Source organism: Psychrobacillus sp. FSL K6-1267 (genome assembly GCF_038003265.1).
In the GTDB taxonomy this organism is placed as follows: domain Bacteria; phylum Bacillota; class Bacilli; order Bacillales_A; family Planococcaceae; genus Psychrobacillus; species Psychrobacillus faecigallinarum.
The window spans coordinates 2,418,629-2,440,653 of the sequence record NZ_JBBOOR010000001.1; the positions used below are offsets into that span (position 1 = coordinate 2,418,629).

27 protein-coding genes and 1 other annotated feature (1 of these 28 cut by a window edge) are annotated in these 22,025 nt (G+C 36.4%); of the genes, 2 read left to right on the forward strand and 25 right to left on the reverse strand.

Annotation, left to right across the window (positions count from 1 at the left end; translation table 11 throughout):
- Positions 1-31 precede the first annotated feature (31 nt).
- The 12 genes from MHB55_RS12355 to MHB55_RS12410 all read right to left on the reverse strand — a co-directional run bounded on the left by MHB55_RS12355 (position 32) and on the right by MHB55_RS12410 (position 9,440).
- Positions 32-2,284 carry a DNA internalization-related competence protein ComEC/Rec2 gene (locus MHB55_RS12355; RefSeq protein WP_340863359.1) on the reverse strand — a complete coding sequence of 751 codons (2,253 nt, stop codon included), beginning with the start codon at positions 2,282-2,284 and terminating at the stop codon, positions 32-34.
- Positions 2,285-2,295: 11 nt separating this feature from the next.
- Complete coding sequence (locus tag MHB55_RS12360; protein ID WP_340863360.1) at positions 2,296-2,877, reverse strand: ComE operon protein 2; 582 nt, start codon at positions 2,875-2,877, stop codon at positions 2,296-2,298.
- A gap of 68 nt (positions 2,878-2,945) precedes the next feature.
- Positions 2,946-3,563, reverse strand: coding sequence for a helix-hairpin-helix domain-containing protein (locus tag MHB55_RS12365; RefSeq protein WP_340863361.1), 618 nt, complete (start codon positions 3,561-3,563; stop codon positions 2,946-2,948).
- A gap of 80 nt (positions 3,564-3,643) precedes the next feature.
- Positions 3,644-4,381, reverse strand: a complete 738-nt coding sequence (locus tag MHB55_RS12370; RefSeq protein WP_340863362.1) for a class I SAM-dependent DNA methyltransferase — start codon at positions 4,379-4,381, stop codon at positions 3,644-3,646.
- Entirely contained in the window at positions 4,381-4,734 is a 354-nt protein-coding gene (gene rsfS / locus MHB55_RS12375; RefSeq protein WP_144535823.1) for a ribosome silencing factor, read from the reverse strand. The genes MHB55_RS12370 and rsfS overlap by 1 nt, the downstream gene beginning before the upstream one ends.
- Positions 4,731-5,306, reverse strand: a complete 576-nt coding sequence (yqeK, locus tag MHB55_RS12380) for a bis(5'-nucleosyl)-tetraphosphatase (symmetrical) YqeK (RefSeq protein ID WP_144535821.1) — start codon at positions 5,304-5,306, stop codon at positions 4,731-4,733. Before yqeK ends, rsfS begins: the two co-directional genes overlap by 4 nt.
- Complete coding sequence (locus MHB55_RS12385; protein WP_154310622.1) at positions 5,296-5,868, reverse strand: nicotinate-nucleotide adenylyltransferase; 573 nt, start codon at positions 5,866-5,868, stop codon at positions 5,296-5,298. The genes yqeK and MHB55_RS12385 overlap by 11 nt, the downstream gene beginning before the upstream one ends.
- Positions 5,865-6,170, reverse strand: coding sequence for a ribosome assembly RNA-binding protein YhbY (gene yhbY / locus MHB55_RS12390; protein ID WP_144535817.1), 306 nt, complete (start codon positions 6,168-6,170; stop codon positions 5,865-5,867). The genes MHB55_RS12385 and yhbY overlap by 4 nt, the downstream gene beginning before the upstream one ends.
- A gap of 1 nt (position 6,171) precedes the next feature.
- Positions 6,172-6,987: a shikimate dehydrogenase gene (aroE, locus tag MHB55_RS12395; protein ID WP_340863363.1), complete on the reverse strand. Its 816-nt coding sequence runs from the start codon at positions 6,985-6,987 to the stop codon at positions 6,172-6,174.
- An 11-nt stretch (positions 6,988-6,998) separates the two neighbouring features.
- Positions 6,999-8,102, reverse strand: coding sequence for a ribosome biogenesis GTPase YqeH (gene yqeH / locus MHB55_RS12400; protein ID WP_144535813.1), 1,104 nt, complete (start codon positions 8,100-8,102; stop codon positions 6,999-7,001).
- Positions 8,099-8,620 carry a YqeG family HAD IIIA-type phosphatase gene (locus MHB55_RS12405; protein ID WP_144535811.1) on the reverse strand — a complete coding sequence of 174 codons (522 nt, stop codon included), beginning with the start codon at positions 8,618-8,620 and terminating at the stop codon, positions 8,099-8,101. Before MHB55_RS12405 ends, yqeH begins: the two co-directional genes overlap by 4 nt.
- A gap of 37 nt (positions 8,621-8,657) precedes the next feature.
- The gene (locus tag MHB55_RS12410; RefSeq protein WP_340863364.1) at positions 8,658-9,440 is read right to left on the reverse strand and encodes a phosphatidylserine decarboxylase; all 783 of its coding nucleotides are present in this window, start codon (positions 9,438-9,440) and stop codon (positions 8,658-8,660) included.
- An 88-nt stretch (positions 9,441-9,528) separates the two neighbouring features.
- On the opposite strand from MHB55_RS12410, the gene pssA reads away from it, so the two are divergent.
- Both pssA and sigK read left to right on the forward strand, forming a co-directional pair.
- Positions 9,529-10,068: a CDP-diacylglycerol--serine O-phosphatidyltransferase gene (gene pssA / locus MHB55_RS12415; RefSeq protein ID WP_144535807.1), complete on the forward strand. Its 540-nt coding sequence runs from the start codon at positions 9,529-9,531 to the stop codon at positions 10,066-10,068.
- 113 nt (positions 10,069-10,181) lie between these two features.
- Positions 10,182-10,910 carry an RNA polymerase sporulation sigma factor SigK gene (sigK, locus tag MHB55_RS12420; protein WP_154312298.1) on the forward strand — a complete coding sequence of 243 codons (729 nt, stop codon included), beginning with the start codon at positions 10,182-10,184 and terminating at the stop codon, positions 10,908-10,910.
- A 6-nt stretch (positions 10,911-10,916) separates the two neighbouring features.
- Here the strand turns inward: sigK and MHB55_RS12425 are convergent, their stop codons facing one another.
- The 13 genes from MHB55_RS12425 to alaS form a co-directional block, all read right to left on the reverse strand.
- Positions 10,917-11,042: a hypothetical protein gene (locus tag MHB55_RS12425; protein ID WP_255475375.1), complete on the reverse strand. Its 126-nt coding sequence runs from the start codon at positions 11,040-11,042 to the stop codon at positions 10,917-10,919.
- A gap of 66 nt (positions 11,043-11,108) precedes the next feature.
- Positions 11,109-11,801, reverse strand: a complete 693-nt coding sequence (gene mtnN / locus MHB55_RS12430) for a 5'-methylthioadenosine/S-adenosylhomocysteine nucleosidase (protein ID WP_144535805.1) — start codon at positions 11,799-11,801, stop codon at positions 11,109-11,111.
- An 83-nt stretch (positions 11,802-11,884) separates the two neighbouring features.
- Positions 11,885-12,550: a YrrS family protein gene (locus MHB55_RS12435; RefSeq protein WP_154310619.1), complete on the reverse strand. Its 666-nt coding sequence runs from the start codon at positions 12,548-12,550 to the stop codon at positions 11,885-11,887.
- Between the two features lie 168 nt (positions 12,551-12,718).
- The gene (greA, locus tag MHB55_RS12440) at positions 12,719-13,192 is read right to left on the reverse strand and encodes a transcription elongation factor GreA (protein ID WP_144535801.1); all 474 of its coding nucleotides are present in this window, start codon (positions 13,190-13,192) and stop codon (positions 12,719-12,721) included.
- A gap of 112 nt (positions 13,193-13,304) precedes the next feature.
- Positions 13,305-13,943: a uridine kinase gene (gene udk / locus MHB55_RS12445; protein WP_144535799.1), complete on the reverse strand. Its 639-nt coding sequence runs from the start codon at positions 13,941-13,943 to the stop codon at positions 13,305-13,307.
- Positions 13,943-15,217 (reverse strand): peptidase U32 family protein, encoded by a 1,275-nt coding sequence (locus MHB55_RS12450; protein WP_340863972.1) that lies wholly within the window; start codon positions 15,215-15,217, stop codon positions 13,943-13,945. The genes udk and MHB55_RS12450 overlap by 1 nt, the downstream gene beginning before the upstream one ends.
- A 56-nt stretch (positions 15,218-15,273) precedes the next feature.
- Positions 15,274-16,203, reverse strand: coding sequence for a peptidase U32 family protein (locus MHB55_RS12455; protein ID WP_340863365.1), 930 nt, complete (start codon positions 16,201-16,203; stop codon positions 15,274-15,276).
- A 5-nt stretch (positions 16,204-16,208) separates the two neighbouring features.
- Complete coding sequence (locus tag MHB55_RS12460) at positions 16,209-16,844, reverse strand: O-methyltransferase (protein WP_144535795.1); 636 nt, start codon at positions 16,842-16,844, stop codon at positions 16,209-16,211.
- A 192-nt stretch (positions 16,845-17,036) separates the two neighbouring features.
- Complete coding sequence (gene mltG / locus MHB55_RS12465; protein ID WP_151109368.1) at positions 17,037-18,155, reverse strand: endolytic transglycosylase MltG; 1,119 nt, start codon at positions 18,153-18,155, stop codon at positions 17,037-17,039.
- Between the two features lie 97 nt (positions 18,156-18,252).
- A complete protein-coding gene (locus MHB55_RS12470) occupies positions 18,253-18,546 on the reverse strand; it encodes a DUF1292 domain-containing protein (RefSeq protein WP_144535791.1) in 294 nt (97 codons plus the stop codon).
- 11 nt (positions 18,547-18,557) lie between these two features.
- On the reverse strand, positions 18,558-18,977 hold the full coding sequence (ruvX, locus tag MHB55_RS12475; protein ID WP_144535789.1) for a Holliday junction resolvase RuvX: 420 nt from the start codon (positions 18,975-18,977) through the stop codon (positions 18,558-18,560).
- A 2-nt stretch (positions 18,978-18,979) separates the two neighbouring features.
- On the reverse strand, positions 18,980-19,246 hold the full coding sequence (locus MHB55_RS12480; RefSeq protein WP_053588802.1) for an IreB family regulatory phosphoprotein: 267 nt from the start codon (positions 19,244-19,246) through the stop codon (positions 18,980-18,982).
- Positions 19,247-19,322: 76 nt separating this feature from the next.
- On the reverse strand, positions 19,323-21,956 hold the full coding sequence (alaS, locus tag MHB55_RS12485) for an alanine--tRNA ligase (RefSeq protein WP_144535787.1): 2,634 nt from the start codon (positions 21,954-21,956) through the stop codon (positions 19,323-19,325).
- 46 nt (positions 21,957-22,002) lie between these two features.
- Positions 22,003-22,025, reverse strand: a binding site (T-box leader) (it continues 191 nt past the right edge of the window).

Consider the following 22,025-nt stretch of genomic DNA (forward strand, 5'->3'; position numbering starts at 1 on the left):
TCACAGACAAAACCCTTTTTTCTTTTAAATTTTAATGAGTAGAAATAGTTACTTCTCCCTCTTTTGATATAATTATCTCTATAGCTCCATCTATACCGGTCTGCAAAAATGGAATTTTTAAAGCATACAATCGTTCCAAAACTTCAGAATGAGGATGCCCATATCTATTGTTAAAGCCTGCTGAAATAACTGCCAAATGAGGATTAGCCACTTCCAAAAAAATATGCGTGCTAGATGTTTTACTACCATGATGTCCTAACTTAAGTACAGTCTGATCCTGGAGGATGTCAGGATAAGCAGAACTTAATGCTATTTCTCCCTCTTTTTCTAAATCTCCAATAAAAAGCCCTTTAAAATAATCGTTACTCATCGATAAAACTAATGAATCATTATTTCCTTCATATTTGTTATCCATCGGATATAAATAAGATAGGTTATAGTAAGAAGATTCAATTCTCTCACCTGTAAATTTTTCTATGACAGGTATTTGCTTTAAGTTTATTTCCTCTCTTAAATCATGCATAATAGCTTTTTCATAGGAGCCAGGTGTAATGTGTATTTCTCCAACTTTAACTTCTTGAAGTACCTCCTCGGCGCCCTCCATATGATCTGCATCTGCATGTGATAACACCATTGTATCAATTTTCCTTATCCCTCTTCCCTTTAAAAAGGGAACAACAACTTGTCTTCCAACCTCGTACTTGTTATTAGACTCTTTCCAAGCCTCTTGGTCGAATCTAAGCACACCTCCAGTATCTATCATAATGACTGCTTCTCTATAAGGCATTTCAATAACAATAGAATCTCCTTGTCCTACATTTAAAAAGGTAATTCGAGTCGAAGAATCTAAATATGGCGCTAGTTGCAATACAATGATTGGGGTAAAAAGAATGAGCAAGCCATTCTTTATAGATTTCTTTTTTTCCAATAGAATAAAAAAGGTAATGACACTCACATATACTATTACTACATACCAAACTTTCGGTTGAATAGGATTCCAAACCTGATATGGAAACGATCCTATATAGAGGATAAAATCGTCCAGTAATAAGCGAATTGGTTCGTAGAATAAAAAAACAAGATTACATATAGATGGAGAAAGAAAGGTGATTAAAAGTAAAAGAATATTGATAGGAAGTACAATAAATGAAAATAGAGGGACAAACAAAAGATTGGCTATAAAAGAGGATAGAGAAATTTCGTTGAATTGATATATTAAAATAGGATAAACTATAAGCTGACAAACAGCTGTTAAGATAAATGATTGAGTTATATAAGAGCGCCCTAGTTTTAACAGGCTCGCGGAAAATATTAAAGAAAAAGCAGCTAAGTAGGAAAGCTGGAATCCTACTTGATAAATTATCCATGGAGAATGAAGAAGAAAACCAATAAAGCTATAAGAAAATGCGTCAGAAATGACAATCTTTCTTTTGAAAAGACCGCTTATTAATAGAATTTCTGTGACAGATACCGCCCTCCACACTGAAGGCGCTCCACCAGCAATAAGCCCATAAAGCGGTAAAACAATGATTAATAACCAATTAGCTGTTTTTCTTCGTACTCCAAGACGTATTAACACTTCATGAAGAAGCAGCACAACTAATGCTACATGGAGGCCTGAGATAGCAAATAAATGAGTTATTCCTAATGTTTGATAGGCATCTTGAAGTTCAAGTGGCATACTTTCTCTACTGCCAATTAGTAGAGCCTCAGCCTCAGCTTGAAGAGAATTAGGAAAGGTCCTTTGAATATGCTGTTTAATCCTATATCGTTGCTCAGCCATATAAACTCGAAAACTATATTTTTTACTTAGCAGCTCGTATTCATCAATATTTAATTGACCAACCGCTCCATGGCTTTTTATATAGGATTCCATGTCAAACGCATATCGATGAGCTAGGGGGTGATCCAACGGTGAGTTAGCCTTGACTTGAAGCTCCCATCCAGTTAGAGAATAGTTTGAGAAAAAAACCTTGTCCTGCTCATCTGATATTTTAAGCTGTACATACCACTTTTGACCGGAATCAGAAGCTGCAAAACCTCTTATAAAGCCACCATTAATACGATAATTATCTGTCCATGTGATAGTGTTTACATCGTTTTTAGCTATATTTTCAGGATTATCTAGTTTTACAAAGAAAAATGTACAAATCCCAATAGCTATTATACTAGCAGATAAAAGAATAGGAATTTGCTTATAAAGAAACCAGCAAAATAGGATTACAAAAAAGAACAATAGCCATGTCGATTCAAAAGCAGCTATAGTGGCCAGTAAAATCGACATTGCAAAATATATTACATTGCCTCGGATTGCTCCAATCCAAATAATTCAGCCACCTTCCTTTCATATGGCAATAATTCTTCTTCACTTGCGCCCTTCTCCTTAAGCTTTACAATTAGCTCCATATAAAGTTTTACCTTTTCATCACTCAAAAAATCAATTTTGCGTTCATCAAAAGGAACATGAATAACATCTACTCCTGCTTTGTTAAGTAATTCAATCGCATAGTCGTTGTTTTTATAGTCTTGTGCATAATATAATCTTGAAATGCCTGCTTGAATAATCGATTTTGTACATGGCAAACATGGAAAATGAGTAACATATAAATCTGCGCCACCTACAGTAATACCATATTTTGCACATTGTAATAATGCATTCATTTCAGCGTGTACTGTTCTTACGCAATGATTGTCCACCACATAACATCCATGATCAATACAATGTTCTCCACCAGAGATTGAACCGTTATAGCCTCCAGCCATAATACGTCTATCTCGAACAATCGTTGCTCCAACTGCTAACCGAGTACATGTACTTCTTAAAGCAAGTAAATGGCTTTGTGCCATGAAAAATTGGTCCCAAGTGATTCGCTCCATATAAATACCTCCCATACTAGTACTTCTTTAAGTTTAGTGCTTTAGTGGCTAAACTTCAATATGGTCATTTAATTCACTTTGATATGGGGTTCTATTTTCTCAAAAGTCTTCTGACCTATTCCTGTCACCTTTAACAAGTCTTCTTTTACCTTAAAGCCCCCACTCTCCTCTCTATAGGTAATAATAGCTGCAGCCTTAGATGGGCCAACTCCTGGGAGAGTAGTTAAACTTTGTACATCTGCTTTGTTAATATTAACTAATTGGTCAGAAGAATTGGATGAGGTGATGTTAAATGAGTCTTCCATTACTTCACCTAACTCAGGAACATAAATAATCATTTCATCCTCCACTTTTTGAGCGTGATTAATCATTTTACTATCACTTTCTGGCTTATAGCCTCCAGCAAGTGAGATAGCTTCTAAAACACGGTCACCAACTTCTAGCTCATAGACTCCAGGCCTTGAAACAGCGCCCTTAATCTCGACAAAAATAGTGGTATTCTCTTCGTATTCAGTTGTTTCTTCTTCAGGGAATTTAGATTTAGTTAATAGGGAAGGTTGAATTTCCTCAGCGGAGGGGTTTGCTGAGTTAAATTGCTTTTGGATTAAAACAAACAGGAGAAAGGTTAAAACTATAATTGGGAGCAGAAATTTCTTAATGTGTATCAATTTAAATTTGGAATTCAATGCAATCATCCTCTTTCGAAAAGAGGTAAATTATATGGAGTTATACAAAATATACCAAATTTACCTCTTTTTGAAAAGTATTATTTTATTGCATGAATAAAATACCGCTCTACTTCATCCTCTGACTGCTCGCCAAAAATAGAGGTTGAAACAGAGACGTTAGAAAACCCACTCTTTTGGAGTAAGTCGAAATATATTTCTAAAGGGTGGCTGCGCTGATAATGAGATTCCTCAAATCGCTCATAGTAGCCAGATTTTCCACATACAAAAAAGGTTATATCATGATAGATAGAATGAGCTTCCTCGCCTTGCTCTGTATGCCAAATATATGCCACTTGATCATCCTCGTAAGTAAAAGGTCCTTCTAGGAATATATTATCCATTTTAAATAATGAGTGGATATCAAAAAACAATTGACCTCCATCATTTAAACAATCATACACTCGAGCAAAGGTCTGTTCTGTCTCTTCTAAGGTCTCTAGATAGTTGATAGAATCTATAGCTATTACTGCTATATCTGCATCGTTTATCCCATCTATTTCAGCCATAGATTGGCACAAAAAAGAAATGTTAACGTTTTCCTCAAGGCTTCTGTTTTGGGCTACAGTCAGCATTGATTCAGATAAATCAATGCCGATAACCTCATAGCCAGCTTTTGCAAACTTTACACTTAGTACTCCTGTGCCGCAGCCTATATCCACTAGTCGTTTATTTTCCGAAACTGGTGCTTTATCCTGCACCCATTCGGCGTACTTGTCATATGGTATATCTGACATCAACGAATCGTAGATAAAGGCAAACTGATCATAAGTTGACATTAAGCATCTTGCCCTACTTCGATCATAGGAGCATCTCCCCATAGGCGCTCTAAGTTGTAATAAGAACGCTCATCCTTATGAAATACGTGAGCTACTACATCGCCCATATCCACTAATACCCAACGTGCTTCATCAAAGCCTTCCATGCGTTTAACGTTGTATCCTTCTTTGCTCGCTTGGTCAAAAAGTTCCTTTGCAATCGCTTGAACTTGACGATCAGAGTTTGCGTGGCAAATAAGAAAATAATCAGCAAGTAATGATACCCCTTGCATATTTAATATAACAATATCCTCTGCTCTTTTATCATCGGCAGCTTTATAAGCAATCTCGACTAATGTTTTGTTTGAAGTCATTCTTTCACTTTTCCTCTCTTTTGTATCAAGTCATTATAACAATGAAATGAATCCGGAAAAACCGGCTGTCTTTTTTTTATTAGAAATGCCATACTATGCTGCACACAACTTAGCATGCCCTCTTCTAGGTCTATATTCGCTATTTTTCGTAAATCCTCTACTCCTGGAAAATTACGACTAGGTTCTATCATATCGGAAATATAAATTATCTTCTCTAAATCAGACATTCCAGCTCTGCCAGTGGTATGAAATTTTATGGCATTTAGTATGTCCTCATCATCGATATTAAATTCTTTTTTCGCAACGTAGCTTCCTACCGGAGCATGCCATAATTCATGGTGAAATTCTAATAATTTTGCATCCATGTTTTCAGATATGATTATACTTTTCAACCACTCTTTTTCGGCATATTTCACACTGTCATGTAAAATCCCGGCAATTTCTGCTTTTTTTGTATCTGCTCCGTATTTATCCGCTAGTTCAATAGCAGTTTCTGCAACACCTCTTGTATGGATATAACGTCGCTCCGGCATACGATTTTTCATTTGCTCTAGAATGTGTTCAAATCTCATAAAGCTTCTCCTTTTCAATGTAATCTCTTACGTTATCCGGGAGAAGAAACCTCGTTGTTTCTCCGTTCTCCAAACGTTTTCGTATGACAGTAGAAGATATATCGATTTGGGGTATATCTATTGTAGTAATAGGATATGCAGTCGCTATAGAGGTGCTTGGTCTTGCAACACCAACAAGTTGAACTATTTTTAATAGCTCGTCTATACGATGCCATTTTGGTAAATATTCTACCTGGTCCCCACCAATGATGAAATAGAAATCAGTATTTGCTTCCCGTTCTGCTAAAATTTTCATAGTGTCAAATGTATAAGAGGTTCCACCTCGAATAAGCTCTATTTCTTCTATAGCCAGATAAGCTATATCAGTAATAGCAATTTCTAGCATTTTTAAGCGTTGTTCAGAAGTAATGCGTATATCTTTTGACTTATGAGGGGGAATTGCATTTGGCATTAGTCTCACTTCATGTAAACCCAGTGCATGAAACACTTCGTTAGCAATGATTAGATGGCCAATATGTGGAGGATTAAATGTTCCTCCCAATATCCCTACTTTTTTTTTCATGCCTTACTCGCTTTAGGAAGCTCAATTCGTTTATTGTTTTTAGAAGGCTTATAAAGAACTACCGTTAAACCAATTAACTGAACAAGCTCTGCTCTAGCACCTTTTGCAAGAGCTTCTGCAACTTCTTGCTTTTCATCCTCACAGTTTTGTAAGATACTGATCTTGATCAATTCACGCACTTCTAAAGCTTCACTTATTTGCTTTGTCATTGCATCATTAACGCCACCCTTACCTACTTGGAATATTGGTGAAAGGTGATGCGCTTGACTACGTAAAAATCTTTTTTGCTTACCTGTTAACATATTATCCTCCTAATTGCTCTGTCAATCGTTGAATCATATCATTGGTATTCGGATAACTTCCGTTCCAATATGAAAAGGCTAGGGCACCTTGATGTACAAGCATACCTAGTCCATTAATTGTTCGAACATTATATTTTTCTGCTTCCTCTAAAAAAGGGGTAACTAAAGGATTATATACAATATCAGCAACAATTGCATTCTCTTTTATCCCCTTTAAATTTATGGGAAGCGTTTTAGTGTTATTTTTCATGCCAAGAGGTGTAGTTTGAATTACAATATCAAATGTTTGCAATTGTTCCTCTGCCTCTTGAAAAGTTATAGCTTGTCCAAATTGGAGCTCATGTACGAGTTTTTCTGCGTTGGTTTTCGTACGGTTCGCAATAGATAGTTTTTGATAGCCCAGCTGCTTAAAGGCATAAACGATACCTCTTGCTGCTCCTCCCGCACCAAGAATTAATATACGATTTGTGTTCTCGATCTGACCCAAAGAACGTATAAATCCTAAGCCATCGGTATTATAACCTACAAATTGTCCACTCTCTGTTTTTACTACTGTGTTAACTGCACCGATTCCTACGGCTGACTCATCTATTTGATCCAAAAAAGGAATAATTGCCTCCTTATATGGCACTGTAACATTCCAACCACTACAGCTTAGTAGCTTTAAAGATTGTACAGCCTGCTCAAGCTTTCCATCCTCGACTTGTATGGGAATATAACTAGCATTAATATTTTGTGACGAAAGCCAATAATCATGCATATATGGAGATAACGAATGAGCAATCGGATTTCCTATAACTGCAAACCATTTCTTCATAGTATTTCCCCCTATATAAGAGATGGACGAATGGACACTTCTACTCCTGCAGGTGCATGAGCCGCTACAATTACTCCACCTTTTTGCACAGTAATCCATCCAAGTCCTGAAAACACGATATCTGTTTTGTCTTCTTTAATCTTGAATTCATGGCGAACTAATGGAGGCAGTAAATCTGTAAACTTCTCCGAAGGAGGTGACAATAACTCTCCTCGATGCTCTTTCCATAAGTTTTCAGCGTTATCCAGCTTAGTACGATGAATTGGAATATCATTTGCTATATAACAAGTAAATGCTGAACGATCGCCTTTAATAAAATCGAAACGGGATAATCCACCCAAATAAAGAGTTTGTTCATTATTAAGCTGAAAAACTTTAGGCTTTATTTCTTTTTTAGGCGTGATGAATTTAAGTTCAGTCGGATCTAAGTAATGAGCCATTTGATGATGATTAATAATCCCCGGCGTATCATAAAGTGCTTTTTTGTCATCCAAAGGTATTTCAATCATATCTAAAGTTGTTCCGGGAAAATGTGACGTAGTGATTACTGCATCTTCTCCAGTGGCCTGCTTAATAATTCTGTTAATAAAAGTAGACTTCCCGACGTTAGTACATCCTACAACATAGACATTTTCACCTTTACGATAATGTTCAATTGCGTCCATAGCTTCAGGCATTCCCGTACCTTTATGAGCACTAACAAACAAAACATCGATCGGAGAAAGGCCTAATTTCTTCGCTTCTTGCTTCATCCAATTGATTACTTTGTTTTTCTTAACTGATTTAGGTAATAAATCTGCTTTATTTGCGACTAATAGTATAGGGTTGTTCCCGACAAAACGATGTAAGCCTGGTAGCCAGCTTCCGTTAAAATCAAATATATCAACAACTTTAACAATCAAACCTTTTTGCGTGCCTAAGCCATTTAATATTCTTAAAAAGTCATCGTCAGTTAATGATACAGGCTGTAATTCATTGTAATTCTTTAATCGAAAACAACGTTGGCAAATAATATCTTCTTTTTCTAGGGATGAAACAGGAGCGTATCCCGGATCTCCTACAACTTCGGTTTGGATAACTGTTCCACAACCGATACACTTTGGTGCTTCTGTCACGCTTCTTCCTCCCATGTAACTTGTCCTTTTTTGTCCAAGTAACTAAAAATTCTTCTTTCAACCATCCGGTTAAACTTGGTAACAAATCCATCTGATTTTGCAACCGGTATTACTAAAATGGTATGGAGCTTTTGTCTATTTCCTCCGAAAACGTCTGTTAAGAGTTGGTCTCCGATAACTACAACTTCCTCTTTTTTTACAGACATTATACTCAGCGCATGACGAAAAGCCTTTCCTAAAGGCTTTCTCGCTTTATATATAAAAGGAATCCCTAATGGGTCTGCGAACGATTTCACTCGTAATTCATTGTTATTTGAAACAATGGTTACTTGAATTCCAGCTTCTTTCATCGCAGAAAACCATTCAATTAGTTTAGGGGTTGCATCTGGACGATCCCATTCTACTAATGTGTTATCCAAATCTGTAATAATTGCTTTAACACCTTTTTCCTTCAACATTTCAGGTGTTATATGAAATACACTTCTAACGAACTCACTTGGTATAAAATTTGAATACAAAGACGAACACTCCAATTCGACACTTTTTCTTTAACGATTATAGCATATTTGCGACTTTCTCACCCATTTGAACAAACTTTCCTGGACCAATTTCTTTGGAGAACTCGATACTGCCTTCTTGAAACAATAAGACAACTGTCGAGCCAAAGGAAAAATATCCCACTTCCTCTCCTTTTCTCCATTCGGTGCCTTTGTTTGTTAGTTCGATGGAATTCACAAACATAGCCCCCACCTTAACATGGAAGCAGTGCTTTTCATTGGGCATCTGGAGCTCAGTCAACAAACGATAGTTTCCACTAATTGTTTCCTTTCCATATGCTAAGCCCCATTTGTTGACTGGATAAGATTTCTTTCCTAGCAAATATTGCCGAGTAACCTTACCGTCTACCGGGGCATGAATGCGATGATATTCAGCAGGACTAAGATATAAGATCATAAACTTACCATTCTCATATTCTTTACCTATTTTTGTGGAGCCGAGCATATCATAAAGCGTATACGCTTTTCCCTTAACATGAAAAATTCCATCATACGTTATATCACCAAAAGTTTCAATGGTTGCGTCGACAGGGCTTATTATTCCAGACTTACTTTGATCTATCATTCTACTATCTTTTTTTAATGAACGAATAAAAAAATCATGTAATGTCAAAAATTCATGGACATGACATGGTATTTCATCTATATCTATATTAAAATATTTAATGTAAGCGGGTATAACTTTTTTGCTAAGATTAGACTGGGCAAAACCTTTGAGTAAAGATGATGACCATCTACCATTTGTTAATTCAATCATAGATTGGTATAATTTTTCTTTCATTTTGGTCTCCCTATAAAGATTTACTTACAATTTTTGTTTACTCGAAGTATAATGAACAAATATGTTATTTGTAAAGGAGTGATTTGCAATGTATTTACAAAATGCTATGACTCAAACATTAAAAAAACTGAAAACACAAGCTGCCAATATGATTACGATTGGCAATCTAGCGTTTGGTGGAGCAGCTATTATGGCTACAGTAAATGAATACTACTCTTTTAGCGTATTATTTATATTTATAGCAGGTTTATTAGATCGTTTTGACGGAATGGTAGCTAGGAGATTCAACTTGGAATCCGAGCTAGGCAAACAATTAGATTCTATGAGCGATATTATTTCTTTTGGAATAGCACCCGCACTTTTAATGTACTCATTAGTATTACAAAATTTTAGTGTTGCAGGAATGATTATAACTGTTATATACATCGCGTGTGGAGCTTTTAGATTGGCACGCTTCAATATTTCAGAGTCAAATGGATTTTTTACAGGTCTTCCGATTACCGTAGCCGGAGTTATTCTGACTCTTTCCTATTTTGCAATCGACTTAGTTCCACCTGTTACCTTTATGTTCTTATTTATTATACTTGCACTTTTAATGATTAGCACTTTTACATTGAGAAAAGTTTAATACAATTTCAAGAAATAATATTTTCTAGAAGCGACTGCAAATGCAGTCGTTTTTTTCATATTTTGTCGGATTTGCACATATATTGAATGTATAACTAGATGGAGGTGAAAAAGATTTCTGGTCTTCTAACCGCATTTATAAACATTGTCATCGATTTGCCACTTGTGCTAGGGTATTTGAAAGGGCAGGCGTTCCATCAACCACTCTCCCCGGAAGAAGAACAAGTAATGATTCAACGTTTTCTAGATGGAGACCTTACAGCAAGAGATGAACTAATAGAGCGTAATATGCGTCTTGTAGCGCATGTAGTAAAAAAATTTCACCCTAAACACGAGCTTTTAGACGACTATATATCAATAGGAACAATTGGTCTGATGAAAGCCGTAAATAGCTATACACCTACCAAAAAAACAAAATTAGCTACTTATGCAGCACGCTGTATTGAAAATGAGATTCTAATGTACTTACGTTCATTAAAAAAAGTACAAAAGGATATTTCTTTACATGAGCCAATCGGAATGGATAAGGATGGTCATTCCTTAGAAATAACTGATTTACTGCAAGGGCTAGACAAAAGCTCTGACGAACAGCTTGTTGAAGAGGAGGATACAAATCGATTATATAAACACTTATCCCAGTTAGAAAAACGAGAGCTTGATATCATCGTGCGTCGGTATGGACTATTAGGTCATGAGCCGATGACACAAAAAGAGATTTCCAAACAATTAAAAATATCCAGAAGCTATGTCTCACGAATAGAAAAGCGTGCACTCGTCAAATTATATCAATATTATATTCATGAAAAAAACTCTCTTGATGCATCAAACACCAAAAGAGCTTAGAGGAACTTAATCTTCACTTGTTTCTGCAATCATTACAAATGCTAAAACAGCTGTAACTAAAACAGACATAGCCATAATAAAAACCATTTGATCTCCCCCTAGACTGATGTGAAAGCGTTTTGATACTTTCATCATAGCATATAATGGAAATGCAAATTATATGTATTCTATGCCTTAGTTTGTCAAAATAATGACAACTTAAATGTTCCCAATTACTTGTAATACTATTTCTGTCGAATGCTTTGCTGCTACAGGTAAAAACTCATCAAAACTGATTGATGATTCTTTACCGGCAATGTCAGATAATGCACGAATTACCACAAAAGGCACTGAAAATTGGTGACAAACCTGTGCAACAGCTGCCGCTTCCATTTCACACGCTTTCATCTTAGGAAAGTAGTTTCGAACAATTTCAACTTTGTCTGGGTTATGCATAAATGTATCACCTGTCGCAATTAAGCCAGTAGCTGCTTGGTGTTCACCAATTTCATTTACAGCATCTTCTGCAAGCTTCATTAAACGCTCATCGGATTTAAATGCAGGTGGTAGCTGAGGTACTTGTCCTATTTCATATCCAAAAGCAGTAACGTCTACGTCGTGATATCTCACTTCATCTGAGATGACTATTGCTCCTACTTCTAGATGAGGGTCATATCCACCCGCTGAACCTGTATTGATCACATAGTCGGGCTTATACTCATTCAAGAGAATAGCTGTAGACATCGCTGCATTTACTTTACCAATTCCACTTTTCAACAATATAATCTCATGATTTTTATATGTACCAGTTGTAAATTCACTATTTGCAATTTCTTTAGTCTCTGAATTCTCAATCGTATTTCTTAATAGTTCCACTTCTTCTTCCATTGCTCCGATTACTGCAATCTTCATATTAATAACCCCTTTCAAAAAGTACTTCTTTTAAAGTAAAGGAGAGCGGCACTTTAGTCAAGTACCGCTCCCAATTTATAATGTTATTTTACAGTTATGAGCTTTTCTTTTTTAGTTGGCTTCCATCCCTGTCCTTCAACCCATTCTAACGATATTCGATAAATTTCAGAACCATCCTTAGATGTAACAGTTCCTATAGACTTTTGAGGGCTACCTCCATTGCCTAGGAATTTAACATACATACTAGAAGGATCTAAGTTTGCAGCGTAAGCTAGAGCATCGACCTTTTCCTTCCAATCTACCGAATCCTTGTCATAGCTTGAAACATGTTCACCCGCTTGTGACGTGCCAATGGGCTCCCAGGACGAGTCTACCATAACAGATTCAACATTGGGATCTCCTGATTCTTCTGTCGTTACAAGAGAGCTATTGGTAGAAGAATCTGATTCATTAGCTGAATCAGTGTCTTCCGTTGTGGGCTCATTTTGTTCACTATCTTCTTCAATTTCTTCCGTAGTCAATTCTTTATCTTGTTCTGTCACTTCTTCAGTGTCTTTGATATCTGAAACAGATTCAGTATCCTCTTTCTCTGTTGCACTGTTGTTTTTGTCATCATCACTTGTCACTAAATTAACTATAACCACAATAATTAACAGAAGTACTATTCCGATTAACACATTCAAAATTGTATTGTTTTTTTTCTTTCGATTGTTTAAGCGCGAATTAACTCTTTGGTTTTGGTCAGGCATACTCTTCCTCCTTTTAAAGATAGAGAACTATAATTTAATAGACGCGAATAAAAGGTTTAAGTTTCATTTTAATTACCCACTTTTGTCTATCAACTTTAATACTATCAAGACGGCAAAAAAGGGGCAAACATAAATTGTTTACCCCCTCTTGTATAAAATATCTTCCAATTATGAAATAGAGATGATTTCTACGTCCATTTCTCCACCCGGAGTAATGATTTTCACTTTATCTCCAGTGCTCTTTCCTAAAAGGCCTTTAGCAATTGGTGAATCGTTTGAAATAAGTCCTTCTAAAGGATCGGCTTCTGCAGATCCAACGATTGTATAGCTTTCTTCATCACCATCTGGTATTTCAACGAAAGTAACCGTTTTTCCTAAAGAAACGATATCATTATTGCCTTCCTCTTCGATGATAACAGCGTTTCTTATCATGGATTCAATGGTAGAAATTCTCCCTTCTACGAATGCTTGGTCTTCTTTAGCAGAATCATATTCTGAATTCTCGGATAGATCCCCAAAGCTACGAGCAATTTTAATACGTTCTACTACTTCTTTACGTTTTACCGTTTTCAATACTTCTAGTTCTTCTTCTAGTTTAAGCTTACCAGCAACGGTCATCGGAAATTGTTTCTCAGTTGACACTTCCATACACTCCTTTAAATACCCTCTTTATAAACATACATTTCCTATTCATATGCATTAAGTTAATTTGATATGAATTTAATGAAATATTTGTAAATCTTTCATCATCATATTATACAATAGCATTAGTTTCAAGAATAGTTTTTATTTTTGTAACCATTAAATCGATGGCCACCTCATTTTGACCACCTTCAGGGATGATTACGTCTGCATATCTTTTAGTTGGTTCGATAAATTGATTATGCATCGGACGAACTACCGTTAAATATTGCTCTACTACAGATTCTACTGTACGGCCTCTTTCATGAATATCACGTAATATTCTTCGAATAATGCGTAAATCGGAATCTGTATCTACGAATAACTTTATATCCATCAAATTTCTTAAACGCTCGTCCTCTAACACTAAAATTCCTTCTAAAATGATAACATCCTTTGGCTCGATTAAGATTGTTTCACTTGATCGAGTATGCTGAGCATAATCATAAATTGGTTTTTCAATAGCTTTGTCGTTTAACAAATCGTTTACATGCTGAATAAGCAAGTCATTGTCAAAAGCGAAGGGATGATCGTAATTTGTATTTAGTCTTTCTTCAAATGCCAAATGGCTTTGGTCTTTATAATAATAATCTTGTTCAATAACTACTACAGAATGGTCTTTAAAAACTTCACTAATTGCGTGGGTAACGCTAGTTTTTCCGGACCCGGAACCACCAGTGATACCAATGATAAGCGGAGTACGTTTAGCCATTATTTTAACCCCTTTCTCATCATGTTATTTGGATATAATTTTACAGGGCAATAAAATTGAACAATTTCCAAAGGATGTCTTGCCGCATCCAATTTCTGACCCTTTTCGTTTTTAATCTCTTCGATTACTAGACGTACGTTATCAATTTCAGGACCAAAAAACTCTACTTCATCTCCAGGCTTGAAATAGTTTCTTTGCTGTAACGTCACAACTTGTGTTTCCTCGTTATAATCAAGCACTAATCCTACAAAATCATATCCTAGTTTTTTGTCGTGAACTCCATACATTTGTTGTTCAACGCCAGGCTCTCCCTCGAAGAAAGCTGTATCTGCTTCTCGGTTTGCACATTTTTCAAGCTCGTCCAACCATTCTTGCTTCATTACAAAGTTAGCCGGGTCATTACAATACGAATCGATTACTTTACGGTATACACTAATAACCGTGGCAATATAGTGAATAGACTTCATGCGTCCTTCCACTTTGAGGGAATCAATACCCATTTCGATCATCTTAGGAATAGATTCAACAAGCTTCAAGTCTTTCGGACTCATTGCAAACGGAATATCTTCTTCCTCAAACAACGCTTTTTCCTCGTCATTTGAATCTGTCTCATATAAATCATAGTCCCATCTACATGATTGACAACAACCACCCCTATTAGAATCACGAGCAGTCATATGGTTAGAAAGTGTACATCTGCCACTATAAGCAATACACATAGCACCATGGATGAATGTCTCAATTTCTATATCCACTTTTTCTTTCATTAGTTTAATCTCTTCACCGCTAGTCTCACGAGCTAAAACAACGCGGTGTAAGCCCTCTTCCTTCCAATATTGAACCGCCTTCCAATTTGAAAGCGATTGTTGAGTGCTTAAATGGATTTCAAGCTTAGGAGCCGCATTTCTACATGTTTCTATGATTAATGGATCGGCTACAATAATTCCTGTAACTCCCGCATCTTCTATAGACTTTAAATATGTCTCAAGTCCTTGCATATTTTCATTATGAGCAAAAATGTTAGTCGTTACATAGATTTTTGCCCCATAGCGTTTGGCAAATTCCACCCCTTCGCGCATTTCTTGAATAGAAAAGTTACCTGCGTTCGAGCGCAAACCAAACTCTTGACCACCTATAAAAACTGCATCTGCTCCATAATGAACAGCAATTTTTAACTTTTCTAGACTTCCTGCTGGCGCCAATAACTCAGGCTTTTTGGTAATAACACGTTTACCGTCGACTAATTCACTAATATGATCTATTCTGGTGCTTATCACATGTATTCTTTCCTTTCTAAACTGAAAATACAATTCAGCTACGAGCTAAGCAATTAATATACTGTTTCTTTAAAATAGAAACCGGTATCCAAAGGTCTAAGCGGCGGTTGAATAGCTTCGATTTTTTTGAATAATTCTTTTTTTATTTCTTTGTATGCAGTTCGTGATTCGTAATATGCATCAATTGCCTGACGATAGTAGCCAGTTACTTCTGTGACATAAGACGCCTCATGAAAAATACCATCAATTTTCAAACTATCCACTTCTGCATCCAAAAATTCATCTAGCTCATCAATCATACAAATATCATTTGGACTAAAGATGTGTGTTCCATTTTGATCTTCGTAAATAGGATATTTATTCGAACGCTCTTTATCATGTAAAAACATATTATTGTTTTGAGAGCGATTTTCCACTTCCATTGCTTTATCTTGAAAAAGAAAGTAGTTTCCGATTAATGAACGTTTTGATTGAAACATACATGTCATTCCATGTACTTGTGCCTCAATTTCTACTTCAGCGTTTTCTTTAATTTCAATAACTTCTTCCAAGCTAAGCTCGCGAGCCAACACTGCTCGTGTTGCTCCACGTTTTCCCCAATAATTTGCGGTAAAGAAGTTAGTTGCTGTTTGTTCAGTATTCCAATGAAGAGGTATAGTTACTTCTGCTTCTCTTTTGGCAATGATTACTGCTGGATCACCAAATACTATTGCATCTACACCGATTTCTTGCATTTTTTGCAAATATGGACCTAACTCATCTACTTTATCGTTATGGAATATACCATTCATTGCAACATAGATTTTTTTATTATGTTCTCTTACTAGTTTAGTCGCCTCAGCTATTTCTTCAACAGAAAACTCCCCTGCTAACCTTAAGCCAAAATACTGCTCACCAACTAAAAAAGCATCTGCTCCTGCCTGAATTAGCTCGCGGATATGCTCAATATTTTTTGGAGTCACTAATAATTCTGTTTTATCCATAAATGTCACCTCTTTATACTGACTAGCATTCCATCTCCTACTGGGAAGAATGCTGTATCATAATCTGGGTGCTGCAATAGCCATTCTAAAAACTGATGCTGATTGCGCACCATCGTTCTTTTCCTTCTAGGAACATCCTCCATCGGAAGCTCTGAAAGGCCATTTAACAAAATGTTATCACAGTAAATAACACCTCTATCGTTTAACAAAGGTGCGTACTTTTCAAAGAATTTTTTATATTGTCCTTTTGCAGCATCTATAAATATTGCATCAAACCTTTGGTTATTTAAATCTTCGTCATTTATTTCTAACGCATCACCAATAACTACTTGAATGCGATTATCCAAATTGGCTCGCTTTATATATTCCTTCGCGAGTTCTGCCTTATGCTCATCACGCTCTACAGTAACAATTTCAGTAGCTTCTAGCTTCATAGCCATGCGCATAGAGGAATAACCAATCGCTGTTCCTAGTTCTAAAATGGAGGAAGGCTTTTGAAGAGAGAGAAGCTGTAGTAATGCTTCCATCCCCGACAGTTGCATTATCGGAACATGGTTTTCTAGTGCATATTGCTCCATTTCAATTAATATGGACTCTCTCGGTTTAATAAGATTTTTCATAAAGTCTTCACTAATGTTCATTGCTTTGTTACTCCTTTTAGATGCCAGGTTGGTTCCTTATGTAGTGTATAGGGTCTTTGTACTTTCTCGAAATTCTACTCCTATAGACAAGTATATTCAACTGTTTAATATTACAGGGTCAATGAAAAAACCCATCTAATAATAACATAGCAGGAGAAGGAAAGCGATAACCTTCCTTCTCCTGCATGCTTATTATTTTAAATGTTCGTCAATTTTTTGAAGATGTTCCTCATATGTGACGGAGAAATAATTTTTTCCTTCTTTATCAGCTAGGAAATAAAAATACTCAGTATCTTCTGGGTCCAAAGCAGCTTCAATGGAGGACTTCCCGGCATTTGCAATTGGACCAGGCGGTAATCCTTTATTTGTGTAAGTATTATATGGGTTTTCATATTCTAAGTCCTCATATAAAACGCGCTCTTTATGACTGCCTAGAGCATAAAGTACAGTTGGATCTGTTTGTAATGGCATATCAATCTCTAATCGGTTGTAAAACACACTAGAAATTTTCTGACGATCTGTTTGAGCAGTAGCTTCCTCTTCTAACAATGAAGCAAAAGTCAAAAGCCAGTGAACAGATTTTTCTTCTGCTTGTAATAACTCATAATAAGGTGCCATAGTTCTATCTGTCTGTGCTAATAACATTTCTGCAATCTCTTCATTAGTCGGTTTTTCTTCGAAAAAAGGATAAGTCGATGGATATAAATAACCTTCTAATGCGTAACGGACGTTTTCGCCTTTAATTTCTTCTGTAAGCAATGCAGGATATTTTGCCATCATTCTTTCAACAAACTCATCACTAGTAACTAGTTCAAAAAATTCCTTTGAAGAGTTCCCTGTTTTCTTTTCAATTACTTCTCCAATTTGTTCTAAAGTTAAACCTTCTGGAATTGTTAAAGAAAATAGTGGTTCTCTGTATATTTTACCAGTTTTTAGGCTTTCTATAATTTCATCTAAAGTCATATCCTTAGATAAATCATACGTGCCAGCCTGAAAATCAGATTGGTTATTAAATTTTACATAGTATTTAAATATCCTAGCATCTTTAATAATACCATTCTTTTCAAGTGTAGAAGAAATGCTATCAATGCCAGACCCAATAGGAATTTCCACCGTTACTTTTTCCGTCGAATCTGGATCCATCGGTGAAAGTGCTCCTTTAACATAGTTATAACCTATGTATCCGCCAATAGCTCCAACTAGTATAATGAATAAGGCGATTACTAATACAATTCTTCTAACAAGTTTTACTTCTTTTTTTTTGTTTTTCATTCGATTAAACATTATCTCTTTTTTAGATTTGTTTTCCACGGGCTTGCCCCCTTTTTTCTCCCTTATTATACATGATGCTGTACAAAAAGAAAAAGGATGGCTTGAGAATACTCAGTCCATCCTTTTTAAGCTTGAATTAGTCTTCGTCTTCTTCTGTTTCATCTAAAAACGTATTTAACATTTCTTCAATCATATCCCACTCAGCATCATCTTCGATAGGAAGTAAATCTCCGTCTTCTCCGTTTTCATTTGGAGTAAAGGAAGAAGCATGAATTTCGATTTCTTCGTTTTCATCCTCTTCAGCACCGATTGGATAATAAAGTACATAAGATTTACCAAATTCCTCTGATTCAAATGTAAATAGTACGTTACAAAGCTGTTCGTTCCCGTTTTCATCAACTACTGTGATATTTTCTTGTCCGTGGTCCATTTGTGGTCACCTCATCTGTTTTTTCTATCAAGATATCCCTGTAAAATCATTACAGCTGCCATCTTGTCAATAACTTGCTTGCGTTTTTTTCGACTAACATCCGCATCTATTAACATACGTTCTGCAGCCATCGTTGTCAATCGTTCATCCCATAATGTAACAGGAAAGTTGTATTTATCAGTTAACAGCTTGGCAAATTGCTCTGATGCCTCTGCTCGGGGACCAATCGAGTTATTCATGTTTTTAGGAAAACCTACCACGAATTCACTTACTTGATGTTGTTTTACCAATTCATCAATCCGCTCTATCCCAAATTCTTGCACATCTTCGTTAATCTTGATTGTTTCTATGCCCTGGGCTGTCCACCCGAGAGCGTCACTTATAGCAACACCCACGGTGCGAGAACCGACATCTAAACCCATTATTCTCATAATTACGCCTCATTATTCTTTTTAATATAGAACTTGACTAACTCCTCTAAAATTTCATCACGTTCTAATTTACGGATCATATTTCGAGCATCTTGATGGCGAGGAATATAAGCTGGATCACCAGAAAGTAAATAGCCAACAATTTGATTGATAGAGTTATACCCTTTTTCCTCTAACGCAGAGTGGACCTGAAGCATCACATGTTTTACTTCTTGTTCCATCGATTCCTCTGGGAAATTAAATTTCATTGTTTTATCAAATGAGCTCATGATCAGCACCTCGCTTTCAATTTGGTAATGAAGTTTGCTTAGTTATTTGTTAAGTATACCCTATTTTCGGATAAGTTTAAACTGATTTGATATATTCGTAAACTGAGTTAAGTGCGGTTTCAAGTTGGCTTGCGTCTTTAGCCCCAGCCATTGCGAAGTCTGGACGCCCCCCACCTTTACCGCCACATTGTTCTGCTACTAGTTTGACGATATTTCCAGCGTGGTAGTTCCCGCCCACTAAATCTTTTGTCACACCTGCAGAAATCATCACTTTTTCCCCATCCACTGCTCCTAGAACTATTACAGCTTTATCCATTTTTTGTTTTAGATCATCCATCATTTGTCGCAGTTGATTGTTATCTTTTGCTTCTACTTTAACAGATAACACGGTAACATTGTTAATTGTTTGTGCTGATGACAACACAGATGCTGCTTCACTATTTGCAATTTTTGCAGATAAGGATTCATTTTCTCGTTGTATATTTTTTAAATCTAATAGTAGTTGGGAAACCTTCATAACTATATCCTTCGGCTGAGCTTTCAATAATGATGCTGCTTCCGAAAGAAGTTGTTCCTCTTCCTTGACAACCTCAAATGCGCCTTTTCCAGTAACAGCTTCAATTCGTCGCGTTCCTGCTCCAATACCGCTTTCAGAGAGAATTTTGAAGTAGCCAATTTCTGATGTATTTTTAACATGTACACCACCGCAAAGCTCTAAAGAATAAGTTCCCATCTGAACGACTCTAACTATATCCCCGTATTTTTCACCAAAAAGAGCCATTGCGCCCATACTTTTAGCTTCATCGATATTATGGTAGCCAGTTACTACCGGAATATTATCCCACACCTTCTCGTTAACTATACGCTCAATTGTTTCAAGTTCTTCCTTTGTAACTTGTCCAAAGTGAGAAAAGTCAAATCTAAGTCGGTCGGGTCCAACGTATGAGCCCGCTTGGTTTACATGGCTTCCTAACACATCTTTTAGTGCTTGATGCAAAATATGTGTAGCAGAGTGATTTTTAATCGTCAGGCCTCTTAGCTTTTGGTCCACTGTTGCCACAACCTCTGCTTCAACAATCATTTCTCCTGATTCAATTACTATAGTATGAAGATTCTGTCCGTTTGGAGCCTTTTGGACATCTTTTACAAAGCCTCGGAAGTTATCATTTTCGATTACACCATGATCTGCGATCTGCCCACCACTTTCAGCATAGAAAGGCGTTTGCGTTAATATAACTTTTACCTCTTCGCCTTCATGTGCAGATTTTACAAGATCTTTCCCCAAAACTATAGAAGAAACTTTTGTTGTTACACTAAGAGTATCATAGCCTATAAATTCGCTAGCATCTTGAAGGTTACTAAATACCTCTGACTGAACTTGCATGGAATCTACGTTTTGACGAGCAGCACGTGCTCTAGAACGCTGTGCTTCCATTTCCGCTCTAAACCCTTCATGGTCAACCGTCATATTAGCTTCCTCTGCGTATTCTTCGGTCAATTCAATAGGAAATCCATAAGTATCATACAACGTGAAGGTTGTAGTACCAGGAATAAATGATTCTCCCTTAGCTCGTTGTTCTGCGATAACCTTTTCTAAAATGCTAAGTCCATCATGTAACGTTTCGTGGAATCTTTCTTCCTCCGTTTTAATAACTCGCATAATAAAATCTTTCTTTTCTGTAACCTCTGGATAGAAATCTTGCATAATTTCTCCTACAACAGGCACTAGTTCAAATAAAAATGGTTGGTCGATTCCTAGCTGTTTTGCAAAACGAACTGCTCTGCGTAGTAGCCTTCTAAGTACATAACCTCTTCCCTCATTTGAAGGTAAAGCCCCATCTCCAATCGCAAAAGCAACAGTTCGAATGTGATCTGCAATTACTTTGAATGCAACGTCGTCTACACTATTTAGTCTATATTCTTTTCCAGAAATTTGTTCTGTTTGTCGAATGATAGGTATAAATAAATCTGTGTCGAAGTTGGTTGGAACATTTTGCACCACACTAGCCATACGCTCCAAGCCCATGCCTGTATCAATGTTTTGCTTTGGAAGTGGAGTGTACGTATGATCAGGGTTATGGTTAAACTCAGAGAAAACTAAATTCCAAATTTCTAAATAACGTTCATTTTCTCCTCCTGGATATAGCTCAGGATCATTTATATCATTGCCATAGGACTCACCTCGGTCATAGAATATTTCGGAGTTTGGACCACTTGGACCTTCTCCAATGTCCCAGAAATTCCCTTCTAATCGAATAAGTCTTTCTTCTGGAATGCCGATCTCATCTCTCCAAATAACATATGCTTCTTCATCCTCAGGATGGATCGTAATTGATAGTTTTTCGGGTTCAAAAGCCATCCATTTTTCATCAGTTAGAAATTCCCACGCCCATTGGATAGCTTCCTTTTTGAAATATTCTCCAATTGAGAAATTCCCTAACATTTCAAAGAAGGTATGGTGTCTTGCCGTCTTTCCCACATTTTCAATGTCATTCGTACGGATTGATTTTTGTGCATTGGTGATACGGGGATTATCAGGAATCACTCGTCCATCAAAATATTTTTTTAGAGTTGCAACACCACTATTTATCCATAATAATGATGGATCATTAATGGGTACAAGTGGCGCTGAAGGCTCTTGTGTATGGCCTTTTTCGATAAAGAAATCTAAATACATTTGTCTAATTTGTGCACCTGTTAACTGTTTCATCTTTCATTCCTCCTAAAAAAATAAAATAAAAAAAGCCCTCATCCCTAAAAGGGACGAAAGCTATTATTT

Excerpts from the sequence above, each read along its gene's own strand:
- MHB55_RS12355 (WP_340863359.1), bottom strand. The coding sequence starts at position 2,284 with ATGTCGATTTTACTGGCCACTATAGCTGCTTTTGAATCGACATGGCTA.
- MHB55_RS12360 (WP_340863360.1), bottom strand. The coding sequence starts at position 2,877 with ATGGAGCGAATCACTTGGGACCAATTTTTCATGGCACAAAGCCATTTA.
- MHB55_RS12370 (WP_340863362.1), bottom strand. The coding sequence starts at position 4,381 with ATGTCAACTTATGATCAGTTTGCCTTTATCTACGATTCGTTGATGTCA.
- rsfS (WP_144535823.1), bottom strand. The coding sequence starts at position 4,734 with ATGACTTCAAACAAAACATTAGTCGAGATTGCTTATAAAGCTGCCGAT.
- yqeK (WP_144535821.1), bottom strand. The coding sequence starts at position 5,306 with ATGAGATTTGAACACATTCTAGAGCAAATGAAAAATCGTATGCCGGAG.
- MHB55_RS12385 (WP_154310622.1), bottom strand. The coding sequence starts at position 5,868 with ATGAAAAAAAAAGTAGGGATATTGGGAGGAACATTTAATCCTCCACAT.
- yhbY (WP_144535817.1), bottom strand. The coding sequence starts at position 6,170 with ATGTTAACAGGTAAGCAAAAAAGATTTTTACGTAGTCAAGCGCATCAC.
- aroE (WP_340863363.1), bottom strand. The coding sequence starts at position 6,987 with ATGAAGAAATGGTTTGCAGTTATAGGAAATCCGATTGCTCATTCGTTA.
- MHB55_RS12410 (WP_340863364.1), bottom strand. The coding sequence starts at position 9,440 with ATGAAAGAAAAATTATACCAATCTATGATTGAATTAACAAATGGTAGA.
- pssA (WP_144535807.1), top strand. The coding sequence starts at position 9,529 with ATGTATTTACAAAATGCTATGACTCAAACATTAAAAAAACTGAAAACA.
- MHB55_RS12425 (WP_255475375.1), bottom strand. The coding sequence starts at position 11,042 with ATGAAAGTATCAAAACGCTTTCACATCAGTCTAGGGGGAGATCAAATG.
- mtnN (WP_144535805.1), bottom strand. The coding sequence starts at position 11,801 with ATGAAGATTGCAGTAATCGGAGCAATGGAAGAAGAAGTGGAACTATTA.
- MHB55_RS12435 (WP_154310619.1), bottom strand. The coding sequence starts at position 12,550 with ATGCCTGACCAAAACCAAAGAGTTAATTCGCGCTTAAACAATCGAAAG.
- udk (WP_144535799.1), bottom strand. The coding sequence starts at position 13,943 with ATGGCTAAACGTACTCCGCTTATCATTGGTATCACTGGTGGTTCCGGG.
- MHB55_RS12455 (WP_340863365.1), bottom strand. The coding sequence starts at position 16,203 with ATGGATAAAACAGAATTATTAGTGACTCCAAAAAATATTGAGCATATC.
- MHB55_RS12460 (WP_144535795.1), bottom strand. The coding sequence starts at position 16,844 with ATGAACATTAGTGAAGACTTTATGAAAAATCTTATTAAACCGAGAGAG.
- MHB55_RS12470 (WP_144535791.1), bottom strand. The coding sequence starts at position 18,546 with ATGGACCACGGACAAGAAAATATCACAGTAGTTGATGAAAACGGGAAC.
- ruvX (WP_144535789.1), bottom strand. The coding sequence starts at position 18,977 with ATGAGAATAATGGGTTTAGATGTCGGTTCTCGCACCGTGGGTGTTGCT.
- MHB55_RS12480 (WP_053588802.1), bottom strand. The coding sequence starts at position 19,246 with ATGAGCTCATTTGATAAAACAATGAAATTTAATTTCCCAGAGGAATCG.
- alaS (WP_144535787.1), bottom strand. The coding sequence starts at position 21,956 with ATGAAACAGTTAACAGGTGCACAAATTAGACAAATGTATTTAGATTTC.